Annotated in this window: 13 protein-coding genes; 9 read left to right on the top strand and 4 right to left on the bottom strand. The window is 47.9% G+C overall.

Annotated elements, in window-relative coordinates; genetic code table 11:
* Nucleotides 1-45 precede the first annotated feature (45 nt).
* From pspA to G451_RS0121830, 6 genes are all read left to right on the top strand, one after another.
* The gene (pspA, locus tag G451_RS0121805; RefSeq protein ID WP_027185911.1) at nucleotides 46-768 is read left to right on the top strand and encodes a phage shock protein PspA; all 723 of its coding nucleotides are present in this window, start codon (nucleotides 46-48) and stop codon (nucleotides 766-768) included.
* A 5-nt stretch (nucleotides 769-773) separates the two neighbouring features.
* Complete coding sequence (locus G451_RS0121810) at nucleotides 774-1,019, top strand: hypothetical protein (RefSeq protein ID WP_027185912.1); 246 nt, start codon at nucleotides 774-776, stop codon at nucleotides 1,017-1,019.
* On the top strand, nucleotides 1,016-1,402 hold the full coding sequence (pspC, locus tag G451_RS0121815) for an envelope stress response membrane protein PspC (protein WP_027185913.1): 387 nt from the start codon (nucleotides 1,016-1,018) through the stop codon (nucleotides 1,400-1,402). Before G451_RS0121810 ends, pspC begins: the two co-directional genes overlap by 4 nt.
* Before the next feature lie 115 nt (nucleotides 1,403-1,517).
* Entirely contained in the window at nucleotides 1,518-2,267 is a 750-nt protein-coding gene (locus tag G451_RS0121820) for a YrhK family protein (protein ID WP_027185914.1), read from the top strand.
* A 176-nt stretch (nucleotides 2,268-2,443) separates the two neighbouring features.
* Nucleotides 2,444-3,403: a protein kinase family protein gene (locus G451_RS0121825; protein WP_027185915.1), complete on the top strand. Its 960-nt coding sequence runs from the start codon at nucleotides 2,444-2,446 to the stop codon at nucleotides 3,401-3,403.
* A 30-nt stretch (nucleotides 3,404-3,433) separates the two neighbouring features.
* Nucleotides 3,434-3,928 (top strand): universal stress protein, encoded by a 495-nt coding sequence (locus G451_RS0121830; protein ID WP_027185916.1) that lies wholly within the window; start codon nucleotides 3,434-3,436, stop codon nucleotides 3,926-3,928.
* A gap of 3 nt (nucleotides 3,929-3,931) precedes the next feature.
* Here the strand turns inward: G451_RS0121830 and G451_RS0121835 are convergent, their stop codons facing one another.
* The 3 genes from G451_RS0121835 to G451_RS0121850 form a co-directional block, all read right to left on the bottom strand.
* Complete coding sequence (locus G451_RS0121835; protein ID WP_034643388.1) at nucleotides 3,932-4,603, bottom strand: YdcF family protein; 672 nt, start codon at nucleotides 4,601-4,603, stop codon at nucleotides 3,932-3,934.
* Between the two features lie 50 nt (nucleotides 4,604-4,653).
* Entirely contained in the window at nucleotides 4,654-5,166 is a 513-nt protein-coding gene (pal, locus tag G451_RS0121840) for a peptidoglycan-associated lipoprotein Pal (protein ID WP_051261760.1), read from the bottom strand.
* A 318-nt stretch (nucleotides 5,167-5,484) separates the two neighbouring features.
* A complete protein-coding gene (locus G451_RS0121850; RefSeq protein ID WP_027185920.1) occupies nucleotides 5,485-5,892 on the bottom strand; it encodes a hypothetical protein in 408 nt (135 codons plus the stop codon).
* A gap of 563 nt (nucleotides 5,893-6,455) precedes the next feature.
* Here G451_RS0121850 and G451_RS30990 point away from each other — a divergent pair.
* On the top strand, nucleotides 6,456-7,898 hold the full coding sequence (locus G451_RS30990; protein WP_051261761.1) for a sensor histidine kinase: 1,443 nt from the start codon (nucleotides 6,456-6,458) through the stop codon (nucleotides 7,896-7,898).
* On the opposite strand, the gene G451_RS0121860 is transcribed toward G451_RS30990, so the two are convergent.
* A complete protein-coding gene (locus G451_RS0121860) occupies nucleotides 7,852-9,972 on the bottom strand; it encodes a LamG-like jellyroll fold domain-containing protein (RefSeq protein ID WP_027185921.1) in 2,121 nt (706 codons plus the stop codon). The two genes, G451_RS30990 and G451_RS0121860, sit on opposite strands and share 47 nt — an antisense overlap.
* Before the next feature lie 517 nt (nucleotides 9,973-10,489).
* Between G451_RS0121860 and htpG the strand changes: the two genes are divergently transcribed.
* Nucleotides 10,490-12,400 (top strand): molecular chaperone HtpG, encoded by a 1,911-nt coding sequence (gene htpG / locus G451_RS0121870; RefSeq protein ID WP_027185923.1) that lies wholly within the window; start codon nucleotides 10,490-10,492, stop codon nucleotides 12,398-12,400.
* 144 nt (nucleotides 12,401-12,544) lie between these two features.
* On the top strand, nucleotides 12,545-14,194 hold the full coding sequence (locus G451_RS33250; RefSeq protein ID WP_027185924.1) for a flagellar hook-length control protein FliK: 1,650 nt from the start codon (nucleotides 12,545-12,547) through the stop codon (nucleotides 14,192-14,194).
* Nucleotides 14,195-14,203: the final 9 nt, after the last annotated feature.

Here is a 14,203-nt window from a genome sequence, read left to right on the forward strand (position 1 = left end):
GTTTCGTATTAATTTCATGCAATGAAGACCATCAAGGAGGTCCTTATGGGTATTTTCTCTCGATTCAGCGACATCGTCAGTTCCAATATTAACGCTATGTTGGATAAGGCCGAAGATCCGGAAAAGATGATTCGGCTTATGATTCAAGAAATGGAAGACACGCTGGTTGAACTCAAGGCAGCTTGTGCCAAGACCATGGCGCAAACAGCCAAAACCCAACGTGGGCTCGATAGAGCGACGGAAAAAGCCAATTTATGGTTGGAAAAGGCACGCTTGGCCGTGGAAAAGGGTCGGGAAGATTTGGCACGCGAAGCTTTAGTGGAAAAGCGTCGATATGAAGATGATGCTGAAGCTCTGTCCAATGAAGTTGCCGAATGCCAAGGAATGGTGGAAAGCTACCGAACCGACATCGGCTTACTGGAAGAAAAACTTCAATCCGCCAAAGATCGCCAACGCGCATTGGTGCAGCGGCATATGCGTGCTCGTGGGAAGATGCGTGCCAAGCAAGAAATGCGTCGCGCGTCTTCGACCGACACATTGATCCGTTTTGAACAATTTGAAAATCGGATTGAACGCCTTGAAGCCGAAGCGGAATTAGCCGGGGAATATCCCAATCGCCGGAGTCCGGCCAATGGAGAGCCTTTGACCTTGGAAGAAAAATTCAGCATGCTTGAGCACGATGACGAGATTGAACGGGAATTGGCTTCGTTAAAGAAGAATATGGCCGGTTCTCCTGCTGGATCGTCAGAATCTACTGACAAGGAATAAAAGACATGCACGGCTTCTTTTCCGTTATCTTTGCCGGAGCGAGCGTTATTGGGATCATATTGGTTGGTCTCATTGTCCTTATCGGCATTAAGATCGCCAAGTCCGGCCGCGACCCGGAAATTCTGGAGCGAGAACGCCAAGATACACAGCGCATCCAGGAAATTCACCAAGGACTGGCACGGCTTGATGACCGAGTCGAAGCTCTGGAAACGCTCCTTTTGGACCTGGAAAAAACAAGGAGAGACCGATGAGATCGCTGGAAGAACTTCGGCGACGGCGTATCTACCGGGCCAGAAACGGTATGATCATGGGGGTCTGCAAAGGTTTGGCCCGTTACCTTGATGTTCCGGTTTTCGCCGTTCGTATCTTGGCCGTGATTGTGGTCATTGCATCGCATCTTGTGCCAGCTATCATTGCATATATCGTCGCCGGCTTTGTGTTGAAGCCTGAGCCGGTTATTCCACCAAAAGATGAACGGGAACAAGAAGTGTACGACGGGTATGTGCACTCCAAAACCCGTACGGTGGAGAAAATCAAAGATAAGTATGACCGACTCGATAAACGTATCCGGCGGGTGGAAGACTTTGTGACCTCCAAAGAATATGACTTTGATCGACGATTGAAAAATTCATAGAGAGTTGTTTCATGCCAAACGCGAGTCGTCGGGCTGCATTGCGCAGTCCGACGGTTTTTTTGTAGGGTGCTGGCAAAGAAACATTTACACTTCAGCTTTCAGGAAAGGAGGAGGGGTGGCCCATTTATTTACGAATCGACGCCGTGTTTTTGCTCTGACAGACACGCTTTCTCCTCGTCAGTTCCTTTGGGAGTCCATTAATGCGATTCTCTATTTGGTCGGTGGAGTGACGTTCGTCGTTGGGAGTATTTTTTTTCTTCCGTCGTTCGATGCATATGAAGTTATTGGAGCGGAGCTGTTTTTCGGTGGGTCTATACTCTATCTTATTGTATCCGTGCATGATCTTGTCGAGTCGGTTGTCTATTTGCGACGACGTATACACCACCTCAAATATATGGTTGAACTTCTTGCAGCAGTGACCTACTGCATTGGTACCGTTTTGTTCCTCATTGGAAGTGTGCTGTTTATGCCCTCATACGAGTCTATTCTCGCCGGTTCTTTGTGTTTTATTATTGGAAGTGGTTTGTTTCTTGTCGGAGCCTGCATCAATGTACTTCAGATCGTGCTTGCCGGCTCTCTTCTCACCTTACAATTGCTCAATGCTACGGCAATTAGTTTTATCGCTGGTTCTGTGCTCTTTCTTGTGGCTTCTGTTCCATATTTGTGGACGATTCCGGAGTCACCATATAAATATCAGCTTTTTACCTATGTCGCTTGGGAGTATATTGTTGGCAGTATGCTTTTTTTCGGTGGAGGTGTTGTAAATTATATTCGAGCTGGCCAGGCTATGCGACATTATGTTGTTCAAAAAGAGACACGCCATTCACTTCGAATGAAGAAAAAAGCAGAACATGAATTGACATAACAATATATCGTTCTGGTGTCCGGTATATTGAAAGATCCTCAGGCGAACAATGAGACGTCCCTCAGAAGAATGTCTTGCATATGATTCCATACGATATACAATGCAAGAGAGATTTGTTTTTCGCATGGTGATGATCGTTATTGTGGATTACGGCGACCACAGAGGGAGGTCGGACGATGAACCAGAGCGCAAGATGTATCCTAACCCAATATGTTCCGGATTTCCCCCTTCGACACTGTGGAAGACTCCTTGAAGATACCACAGACTTTTGTAACATCTCCTATGGTGATGTTATTGTGCTTGGGGACAAACACTACCTGGTTCTACGAGACGAGGCAGAGCGTCGATTTGGCATTGAGGACCCTAAGTTCTGGGTGAAGCGATGTCGGGAGCTTGAGACGGGGGAACGCAAGATTCTCAAGCTTGTCTTTCATGAAACATTCGACATGAAAATCGGAATGTTTAGTATTCAGTGTTTTCGAAGTCCTCAAAAAGAAGCACGCATTTTGGAACTCGTTCACGGAGACGCTCGTTTCATGCAAGGCGTGACTGTTCTTGATAGCAAAAGGAATCCGGTTCGTGTCCTTGACGTAGTGCACGGCAAACAGCTTGATGCTATTATTGAAGATATGGCGATCGACCATGAGACGTATTTTCATGAGTCCCTCCCCGGTATTTTAGAAAAATTCATTGAAGCCGTCGAAGCTATTCGTTTTCTCCATGTACACCGGGAAAAGCATGGTGACATTCGGAGAGACCATCTTTGGGTTGAATACGGGACGGGTATTTATCGTTGGATTGATTTTGATTATACTTTTGATTTTCACGAAAATCCGTTTGGACTCGACTTGTTTGGTCTTGGAAATATCCTCCTTTTTATTGTAGGCAAGGGAGAGCATTCTGCGGTGACTCTGGCACAAGAACATGGTGATATTTGGCGTGAAAAAAAACTCACGTCGGACGATTTTTCCATTATGTTCATGCATAGATTGGCGAATCTCAAGAAAATTTTCGACTACATTCCTGATCGCCTTTCCAACGTCCTGCTTCACTTTTCTGCCGGAGCCAACATCTTTTATGATACGGTAGAGGAATTTTTGGACGACCTGCGTCCATGCCTTGACCTTTTGAAATAACGGCGGTGCATTGTGCCGCGGGAGGGCGTCATGGAATGCAAGAAAATACTTATTGCTGTCGATGGATCGGAGAATTCCTTACGAGCAGTTCGCTATGTCAGCGACATGCTTCCCCATGCCGGGGCGGTCAGCATCAAGCTGTTATATGTTGAACGCCTACCGGATCGTGATTTTTTCCCCGACGAGCAGAAGTGGAAAGAAGAATGCAATGAACTTCGCAAAAATGTCGTGAAGTTTATGGATACGGCCAAGAATTTGATCGTATCGACAGGAATTTCCGGAGAGAATATCGAGACGGAATATCTTTATGACTGTGCATCGCCGTTACTTGATGGAGAACAAAATCGGTGTAGTTTGGGAACGAGCATTGCCAAAGAGATTCTGAACGTTGTCGAAAAAGAGGGGATTGGCACGGTGGTCGTTGGCCGTCGAGGCGTATCCAAAGCAGAAGAATTTTTATTTGGAAGCGTTTCCAGCAGAATTATTCACGATGCGAAATATTGCACGGTATGGGTTGTTTCGTAACCTTTAAGACTTCGAAAGAGGATCGTGACGAAGTCGATATTGAGCAAATCGAGTTCGCAGGTGCAGGTAGGCGTTGCGTACCTTGTCAGGCATGTATTGTGGAATCTGAAAGCCGAGGTCGGGATACGCCATGACTCTTTCCGTGTCACCAACCAGGAGATGCACAACATCTTCAACCGAAATGGCTCCGGTGTCGATATAGTCATTAAAATCGAGTTGAGGCGATGTTGTCATGACGGTCACATCGGGGAAATGATACCGGAAGCTCGCAAAAGCACGCCGCTCAAGATAGGGTTTTTGGACAAGAATGACCGAGTTGGGCTGTATGCCACGTTCTTTGAGCAATGCCATGGAAAAACAGACATTTTCCCCGGTGTTGGTGCTGTGTTCTTCAAGAAAAAGTCGTTGCGGTTCAATGCCGTGTTCAAGGATACGATTGGCAAAGAGTCGGGCTTCAGTAGTATGGAATTGCGTTTGTGTCAGTTTGCCGAAACCGCCGGAGATGACAGCGAAAGGGGCCATGTGTGCCGAAAGTAATGCGGCGCCACGATCCGCAACACGGAGATCGTGACTTCCCATGACGATCAAGCAATCGGCCGGAGCAAGTGAGCAATCCAGACGGTGATAGTCAAAAAGGATCCGGGCGAAATCCCGGTCTTGAGCAGAAATAGGCATACATAAAAAACGCCGCGCCTTCCAAGGCGCGGCGTTTTTGATTGGGATGTTTAATAGGTTGCCCGGAATTCGTCACGACGATTTTGCGCCCAGGCAGCTTCGTTATGAGCCGGATTGAGGGGACGTTCTTTTCCATAGCTCAGGGTCGACAACCGGGTGGCGGTGACTCCCTGATTCACCAGGTACTGGGCTGCAGCACGCGCACGACGTTCGCCCAAAGCAAGGTTGTATTCCGCAGTGCCGCGTTCGTCGCAGTTACCTTCGATGATGAGTTTGACATCGGGGTTGGACTGCAAAATTTCAGCCTTGCGCGTCAGGATAGTACGCGCTTCGGGTTTGAGGTCATAGCGATCGAAATCAAAGAAAACCATTTGGGAGAGTTCTTGCGAGAGTCTTCCAAGGCGTTCCTGGAGTTCGCGTTCACGGGCCAGGCGTTGACGTTCTTGCTCTTCCCAAGATGCATCCTGGGTTGTATCGGGTGCAGTTTGTTTCTTGGCGCAACCGAATGCTCCCATGACGAGCAAACATAAAACCATTGTTAAAATCCATGTACTTTTTTGCATTGCCATCTCCTCCTCGGTCGTGCCGATTCTCGTTACGGCAGGTTGCCTTACAAATGGCCTTGACTTCGGACTTTTGATTGTTGGGGAACGAACAAATTCTTTTCATTCTATCGAACTGACGGCGATGTTCAAGAAAAATTTAACAAAGATTGAAAACCTTGAAAAGGTCAATCCAAACAAACTGTTGCTGATGTTTTTTGTGATCACAAAAGAAATTGTTTGGAATAATACGTGAAATTATTTTTTCATACGCAAAGAAAAAAAACGAAAAGCCGCCAAATTGGCGGCTTTTCGAATGATTCAGGCACGAAAGTCTCTTCAATGTTGGGAAGATTCCTTTTCAGAAGGCGACTTTTCAACCAAATCGAGAATAAGGAGTGCCCCGCTTAAGTCGCGTTTATTCTCTGCCGTCATGGCATCAAGAATATATCCTTTCAGCGAATGGGACACATCAGCCAAAGCTGTCTCCTCCCCAAGCGCCCGTCTATAGGCAGCATCAAGCAGGCACAACATGGAAAAATGCCAGGAATCATCGTACGGAACGTAGTAGCTCAACAGTTCCGAAATTTTGAGAACACCAAAAACAATGTGCTCCAGCTTACTGTAGTCTCGACTCCAGAAGTCCTTGTCATGCAGTACCGGACGCTCAGCCTGATCTGGCGGGGCACCGGGTTGCATTGGATTGGTCTTCTGACGGAACGCGTCAATGGAAATGACGGTGGCCATGCCAAACCTCCTCGTGCCTGTATTCGTATGTGTTACGCTACGCAGTACTCGGAACACCCCGTTATTGACGGAGCCAACATGACGTTTTCAAGTACTCTTCAGTACTCTTTTCGGATAGAAAAAAAAAAACTTAAGGCGTGATTGCAAAAAAAAATCAGCAACCAAACGAAGGAGAGAAGACGAGAAAGGCAGGCATATTTCGGCTGGAAAAAATAGAGGGGCAAAAAGAGATTCGCCCGGGGGACGCATAGCTGGACAACCAGTGAGGGTTGCCTGAAGGAGTAAATTTCGGCAAAGCCCTGCATCGCGTAAGGGCGAATCAGATCGGGGCTCTCAGTAGCCCGGTATGAGTATACTGATTAACGATAGCTACCCTCCGTTACGGTACAGAACACCTGCTTCGGACCGTCCCAAGCATTGATGCAACAATATGATAAAACAAAATCCCTGTAAAGGGATTGCCTTCAAAAAACCATGACAAGATACAAGAGTGTTGTGTATGCCTTAGGGGAAAGCAAACATATGTTGACGAAGCAACTGGGAAAATTCAAGATCTGATAGAAATGAAGAAACACAACGAATACGAGAGAGCTGCCGAGATGCCTGTGAGTTCACCGGTAGAAGAACTCAAAGCGCTTGTTCGCCAGGGGGATACCGAACGCCTTTTGTATCGGTTGGATCGTCTCGGTCATATTGTTGATGGCCTGGTTCGGGAAAACGCCGTTCTTCGCGATCAGGTAGCCCAGGCTGATATCAGTCGAGAAAAGTTGTTTCGAGGTTTTGAGGCGGGAAAAGCTCAATATGCGGCTGTGCAGAACGTCTTTATCATGTTCCGTGATGCTTCTCGTATGGTACAACAAATTAAAATCCATGATGAAATTATTCCTGTTCTTGGCCGATTACGTGGAGAGTTTCAGCTTGATGCCATAAGTCTTGTTTTGAGTCCTGAGTATCGGATGGATAGACCAGAATTGGCAGTGCTCTTGCCGGCGGACGGACCTGAGCGTGGTGTGGCGAAACGATTGCTTATTGATCGTGAGTCCGTCATGATTCGCGCCGACGTTGTGGACAACCCTTCCCGATTTCTTGATGGACGCATCTTGCGCGAACAGCCAAGGCTCCTGGATGGTTCTTTGTTCCTCTATCCTATGGTGGATAAATACGATCCCTGTCGTGTGATAGGCATTTTGGGCTTTGCCAGTCGCAATCCCGAACGTTTCGGTGAAGACAAAGATACGGATTTCCTCGAGCATTTTTGCGAGATTTTTACAAGTGTTCTTGTAGACATTACGGATAGAAAACGAGCCGATGATCTGCGCGAAGACATGGAGCGCATGACACGCCATGATCTCAAGTCGCCGCTCAATGCCATTTTGACCTTGCCCAAATTGCTTTTGCAATCTGATGACTTCACTCCACGTCAACAAGAGATGTTAGGACTGATCCAAGACGCGGGATACCGCATGCTTGATATGATCAACTTGTCGCTTTCTCTCTATAAGATGGAAAAAAAATCCTACCCTCTTTTGACAGAACCTTTGGATCTCCTCCCGGTTTTGGATAAAATTCACTCGGATTTATCTGGTTTGTTTTCCGCATTAGAAGTTGAGATGGTTGTTCTTGTCGGAGGTCGTTCTCGTCAACCTGACGATACGTTTGTCATTTTTGGAGAAGAAATCCTGTGCTACACCATGCTGGCGAACCTTGTGAAAAATGCGGTCGAAGCCTCTCAAGAAGGTCAAGATGTCACTATTCGTCTGAGCAGAGCGACGCAGGCTAGCGTCAGCGTTCACAATGCCGGTGTGGTGAGTGACGCCGTACGGGAAACGTTTTTTGAGAAATATACCACATGTGGCAAGCAAGACGGCACCGGCCTCGGTACTTACGGTGCCAAGCTCATTGCAGAGACGCATGGTGGGTCCATCGAAATGACCACGTCCGAAGGAGAAGGGACCACGGTTACCGTGTTGTTCCCGACAAGCCCCCCCCCGTCTCAGTGGCCGTAAGCAAATTGATAATAACCGGTAAAATATCCAGCTTGCTTCCGCTCAGGTAGAGTTCTCGAACGTCTGAGCCAAGGAGTTGTCTGTTATAAACCCGAACTTGGTCCATTTTCCCGGAGAACCACTTGGGATCGCTTGTTGTGTGGTGCCCCATCTGCATTGGAATACCCGTCAACATCGACGAGGTTGTCAAGGGAAGCATTTCGCGTAACTCGCCGTTGAGGTAGATACGGATTTCTTCGTTGGCCACCGACATGGCGACATGCGTCCACATGCCTATAGGGACGGGCACTGTTGTATTTCGAAATCCATCTGGAGTAGACACAGCGAAGACCCCATCGTCGAGATTGAGATGGAGTCCGTATCCGGTGTCTGCGTCCGTACTGGAGTCGAGCAACGTTTGATAGCCGAGAACGGTCGTTGTCTGAAACCACAACGCATACGCTAACGGTGGAGTTTGAATCGGGACCGGCGTTTGAAGATACATGGCGCCGTCGAATTGCGCAGCCAAACCGATTTGGCCTGGCACATACTTCAAAGACCCCGAGGCGACCACTGCGTCACCATAATTGCCGGCCGCGTCTTTTAGCGTTCCGTTCAGTGGGTAATATGCTCGAGCCTCAGTTATATCATTGGTAAAAAATTTCCAGACAATATCCGAGCATAATATAAAGTTGTTGTCTGCATCTTCTATCGCGGTATCGAGAACAGCTGTGTACTGTTTATTTTCGACAAGGCTATAACTCGGAGTAAAGCTTGCGGTTCTCGTCACTGTGTCATAAATAGCGGTTCCTGGAATAGGAATATTGTATTCATCATATACCATAAATGTCGTTGCGTTAACAGATGTTGTTGCGAGATCAACTGCAAAGGTCGCCGATATAACGCTGTTTATGCTGGCATATTTATCGTTCGGTAGGGGATAAAGCGAAGTGACAGCCGGTACAAGGTCGGACGACGACACGGCAAACCGTGCCGCAGTCGTATTGCAGCCACTATATGTGGATTCAATAACCAGGCCGTAATTGGCATTGGGGTTCTCTTTCCAATATTCATAAAGATGAGGGATGGGGATCTCAATGAATTCAGGGTTTGAAGGTGCTGAAATGGGGACAACATCATCCAGCGAAGCACTCATTTCACTGGGAGCAGTGTTTGCTGTGATGGTCATTTCATTCCAGTCCGATGTTAATCCGACTATACTGAAGTTGATATTGCAATGTTCATCACACGAGCCTTTGCCAAGGAAATAAAAGCCGAGAAGGGCATTGTCCATTGGGGTAGGCAAACCGTCCAAGTTGAAGCGGATGTATGTTTTTTGTGTGCCGCCACACGAATCACAGCCACTTGTCATTGATGCGAGTAAAGATTCCGAAGAGCCATGATTGGTATCGGGGTGACAGGATTCGGTCCACGCGTCCTTGCCTGCTTCTCTCGAACCGTCATCGGTGCCATCGTTGGCACCTGGACCAGGCTGCAAAACGAAACTTTGGCCACTGGCATTGATGACCCGCAGGTAGGGACGACCGAGCCGCGGAGTGTTCTCGTCAAATTCGATAACATAGGCTCTCGCCAGGGTGGATTGCGATACGAGTTGCCAACTGTTTGAGCGACTTTCCGCAGAGCGGGCATACGCGATGATATCATCTGGCGAAACGGTTACGGGCTCTCCTTTTCCCCAATTGCTGTATGTAAACGGTTCTCCTGTGATCCAGGCAAGAGTGCCATCTGGAGTTCCGATACCACCCAAAAACGGCCCGACATCGAGTGTCCATGAGAGCGCGTTATCAATAAGCGAAAAAACGAAATCGTTCTCTTGGCTTGATTCGATGGTGGCCAAATAGCCTCCTGCCAGACGAGCGGCTCGTTCTGCTTCCGGCCATGTGAGCGGTAATACCGCAATCGCAACTTGGTACGAGTGACCATTGCCTCCGTCGGACATCGGCCAGAGTTTCAATGCGTCGGATGCAAGGCCACAGCTTTGTGCTAGCCCAAATGTTGGATAACTGAGTACGGCAGCAATACAGATGAGAGAAGACATCATGATTTGACGAAATGCAGTAATAAATGGGGTCATAAAATACTTCCTGATCAGACGGTTTCTTTCTTGTATCGGTATGAGAGTCGTTACTCTTCGCAATGACATTGGAATGAGTATTCATACCTGTTTTTTTCGTAGATTTGCAACATAGATTGAAAACAATCTCATGTACGAGGTCGTAATATATACAACTCTTTGGACTCTGCCCTTGACAAAATCGATCCATTACTTATTTCAATGCCGGTCAAATTTCCTTTTGAGCGGCATGAGACCGTCGAAGACGCTTTTTCTCAATGTGAGAACGCCGTGAGGAGAGTGTTTCGGTTTCATATTTTTCATGTTTGGTCGCATATCGTGCGGCCTTGAGGCTTGCCCGGCGTTGCCGGGCGTGTCGTCTTCGTATGTTTCGTGAGGAAACGAAAAAAGACGTCGCATGTGAGTACGGGGACTTCCGACCTCATTTCCGTGTGATCGTCTGAGGACGGTTATTTTGTTAACGGGCTGATTGCAAAGAGGCAATCAGTTACAAAACACAGCATAGACGAGGAGAATCATGTCCGAGAGTCAAGCGAGCAAAACGTACGAGTTCAAAGCCGAAATTAAACAACTGCTCGAGATCATTACGCACTCCATCTACACCAACCGCGAAATTTTTCTCCGCGAACTCATTTCCAACGCTTCGGACGCCCTGGACAAGGTTCGGTTTCTTCAGCAGAGCGGCCAGGACGTCATTGAGCCCGACACAGAACTCAATATTGCCATATCTGTCGACACTGAGAAAAAAGTCATCACGATCAAAGATACGGGGATCGGGATGACCGAAAGTGAGCTTGTCGACCATATCGGAACGATTGCCAAGTCGGGATCGGCGGACTTTTTGAAGTCTGTGACAGAGCAGCAGGGCGACGCCAGTGGAATTATCGGGAAATTCGGTGTTGGCTTTTATTCTGTGTTCATGGTCGCGGACAAAGTTGTTTTGACCACACGTTCGGCTCAGCCCGATGCACAACCGATGGCATGGATTTCCGATGGGTTGGGATCGTTCTCCATGGAACCAGCGCAGGGCGATATTGCGCGTGGCACAACCATTGAGATTCATCTGAAGTCTTCGACCGAAGAATTTGCGGATGTCGATCGTATCAAGAGCATTATCAAGACCCATTCGAGCTTCATTTCCTTCCCCATTCTCGTGGCTGACGAGAAAGTCAACACCATTGCCGCGTTATGGCGTGAACCCAAAACATCGGTTACGAAAGAACAATACGAAGAATTCTACAAATTTCTTACGTATGATTCCAACGCGCCCATGGAGACCATCCATATCCAGGTCGATGCTCCCGTGCAGTTCACGTCTTTGCTGTTTGTTCCGGAACATAGCATGGACATGTTTGGCGCGTACAACAAGGACTACGGATTAGATCTTTATGTCCGTCGTGTTCTCATCCAGCGACAGGCTGAAGAACTGTTGCCTGAATACCTTGGTTTCATCAAAGGGGTGGTCGATACCGAAGATTTACCACTCAATATTTCGCGTGAAACCCTGCAGGAAAATGTTGTTCTGCGAAAAATTGCATCGACCGTTACGAAACAGGCATTGAATCGTCTGAAAAAGTTGGCGAAAGACGACGCGGAAAAATACGCTACGTTTTTTAAAGCGCATGAAAAGACCTTTAAGCTCGGATATAGCGATTACGCCAACCGTGACGATTTTGCGGAACTTGTTCGCTTTAATTCTTCGTCCATGGAAAAGAGCGATGAGCTTGTCTCGTTTGAAGATTATGTTGGACGTATGAAGGAAGGGCAGACAGAAATCTACTACCTTTCCGGTCCGAGCCGCGACGCTTTGGAATTGACTCCGCATATGGAGATCTTCCGAAAGAAAGGCATTGAGGTGCTGTACCTGTTTGAGCCCATTGACGAATTCATTATGGATGCACTCCGCAAGTATAAGGATTTCGATCTCAAATCGGCAGAACATGTGGACACGGCCGCACTCAAAGACTTCGCCGACGCTGCCGAAGACGAGAAGCCGGTTGAGGAATTGGATGAAAAAGGGAAGACTGATCTTGATGCGCTGATCGGAGAAATCCGGCAGATTTTGGGCGACAAGGTCACCGATGTTCGACTGTCCGAGCGTTTGTCCAAGAGTCCTTCTTGTCTCGTGAGCCCTGATGGAGACGTGACGTCGCACATGCAGAAAATTATGCGCCTTGTGACGAAAGATACTTCCGTTCCGAAAAAGGTGCTGGAGATCAACAAAGATCATCCGCTGATCCGCAATCTGATTCGGATTCACCAAAATAGTCCCTCCGATCCGTTTATCTCTACAGCCGTTGAACAGCTCTACGAATCGGCGCTCCTCATGGAAGGGTACTTGTCCGATCCGCATAAGATGGTCAGCCGTATTAATAGTTTGCTTGAAAATTCGAGCAGTTGGTATGCTCAGATGAAGAATCTGAGTTAGATCACTCGACTCTTTTTAAAGAAAAACATCATAAACGCGCCCGAAGAGATTCTCTTCGGGCGCGTTTATGTTTGGAGTCCGGCAAAACAGTGATGGTTAATTCTGGAACGGCTCTTGTATTGGTATGGGGCAAGGAGGAAGGTCATGCAATTATTTCCCGCTTTGTTTGATGCTGGTCGCCGAGACACCATGATCGGACAATCCGTATCAACCAATACACGTCAAGGCAGTGCGCTGTTTGACGGTGTTTTGGAGAACGAACTCCAGGCTGCAACGTACGATATGGCTCTTTCGTTGATGGGGTCGACGGTGAGTACGGATTCGGGTTCGCCTTCGGCATTAGACGTGTCCACCTCCTCCATATTGACTGAACGAGTCACGCAGGAAGATTTTGCCGGGTTGCGCTCTGACTTGCGTGATGCCGGTTTAAGTGAAGAAGCTTTGGTTGCCCTCGATGAAAAGGTGAATAGCGAAGAGGGCATGACATGGCAGGAATTGATTGAAGATGTCCGTGAAGCTGCTGGCGGAGGAAAGGACAAGGCGAACTTGAGCGACGAAGATAAGCGCCAAATTCTTTCTTTGTTCGACAAGCTCGGCTTTACTCCTGACGAAGCACAAAAGCTCTTAACCAAGTTGGAGAATGGTGAACATAAAGCCGTCTTCATGGCTGTAGCGGATAAGATCGGTTCGTTACCTTCGGACCTGTCGATGACGTTCAGTGCGGATGAAGCTGAAGCATTCGGTCGAGCGTTGGAGTTGTCCGGTGATTCCATGAAACGCTTAACGAGCCTGTTCCGTGAAATTTCAGGTTTGGACGTTACCCCTGAAGGCATGCAAAAAGCTTTGCTCGTCATCAAAGGTGAATTGCAGGACAAGAATATCGAGCTGGACAAGTCGCTCGGTCAATTCGGAGAACGTATTGCCGAAGCCATGGAGGCCGCCAAGGCCCGCAAGTCCAACCAAGCCAACTCCAATAATCGTGAAGATGGGGTCAATCACAAGGTTGGCGCCATGACAACAGAAAATACTGATGCCTCCAAGGTCGCACAGACACAGAAAAACGGTGAACAAGGCCAACATCCCAATGGCAAAGACAAGAATGGTGACTCCTTGTTCAAACAAAATCAGGATGCACAACTTGCCGCAGCGCAGGGAAAAGAAGGCAGCGAAAACGCGGACGGGGAGGTTCTTTCCCAGTTTATGAGCAAGATTCGTCTTGATGGTTCTGTGCGAACGCAGGACATATCTGGCTTGGGGAATGGAACAACGCTGTCTAACTTTTCATCTTCTCTGAAGAATGGTGTGCAGGCTGGACGATCAGATGCCTTGTTGCAAGCTCGTGTGTTGCGCCAGGTTGAAACCGGCATGCTCAAGAGCTTGAGTCAGGGAGTTAAGCAGCTTTCTGTGAATTTATCGCCTGAAGAATATGGCAACCTGAATATTGTTCTGCAGGCGAAGAATAAAGAAGTCCAAGCGACCATCAGAGCTGATTCACCTGAAGCTGCGAAGGTCATTTCGGAGAATTTGCATCACCTGAAGCAGACTTTGGAACAACAGGGACTGAAGGTGGCCAAGCTTGAAGTGCAGACGGGGCTTCCGCAAGATACCTCGTCGTCATGGCAGGGAAGCCAACAGCATAACCAAGCGCGAGAGCAAAGAGAGCTGATGGACAGATTGCGTACATCAAGGAAATTATTGCTCGGTGCTTCTGGGAATGTAGGTGTGGTCCAGAATATGCAAGGAGAGAGTGAAATGGCAAAAGTTTCCCAGAGCGGACTTGATCTTTTTGCCTAACCTCTAAGG

This window comes from Desulfovibrio inopinatus DSM 10711 (assembly GCF_000429305.1).
Lineage (GTDB): Bacteria > Desulfobacterota > Desulfovibrionia > Desulfovibrionales > Desulfovibrionaceae > Alteridesulfovibrio > Alteridesulfovibrio inopinatus.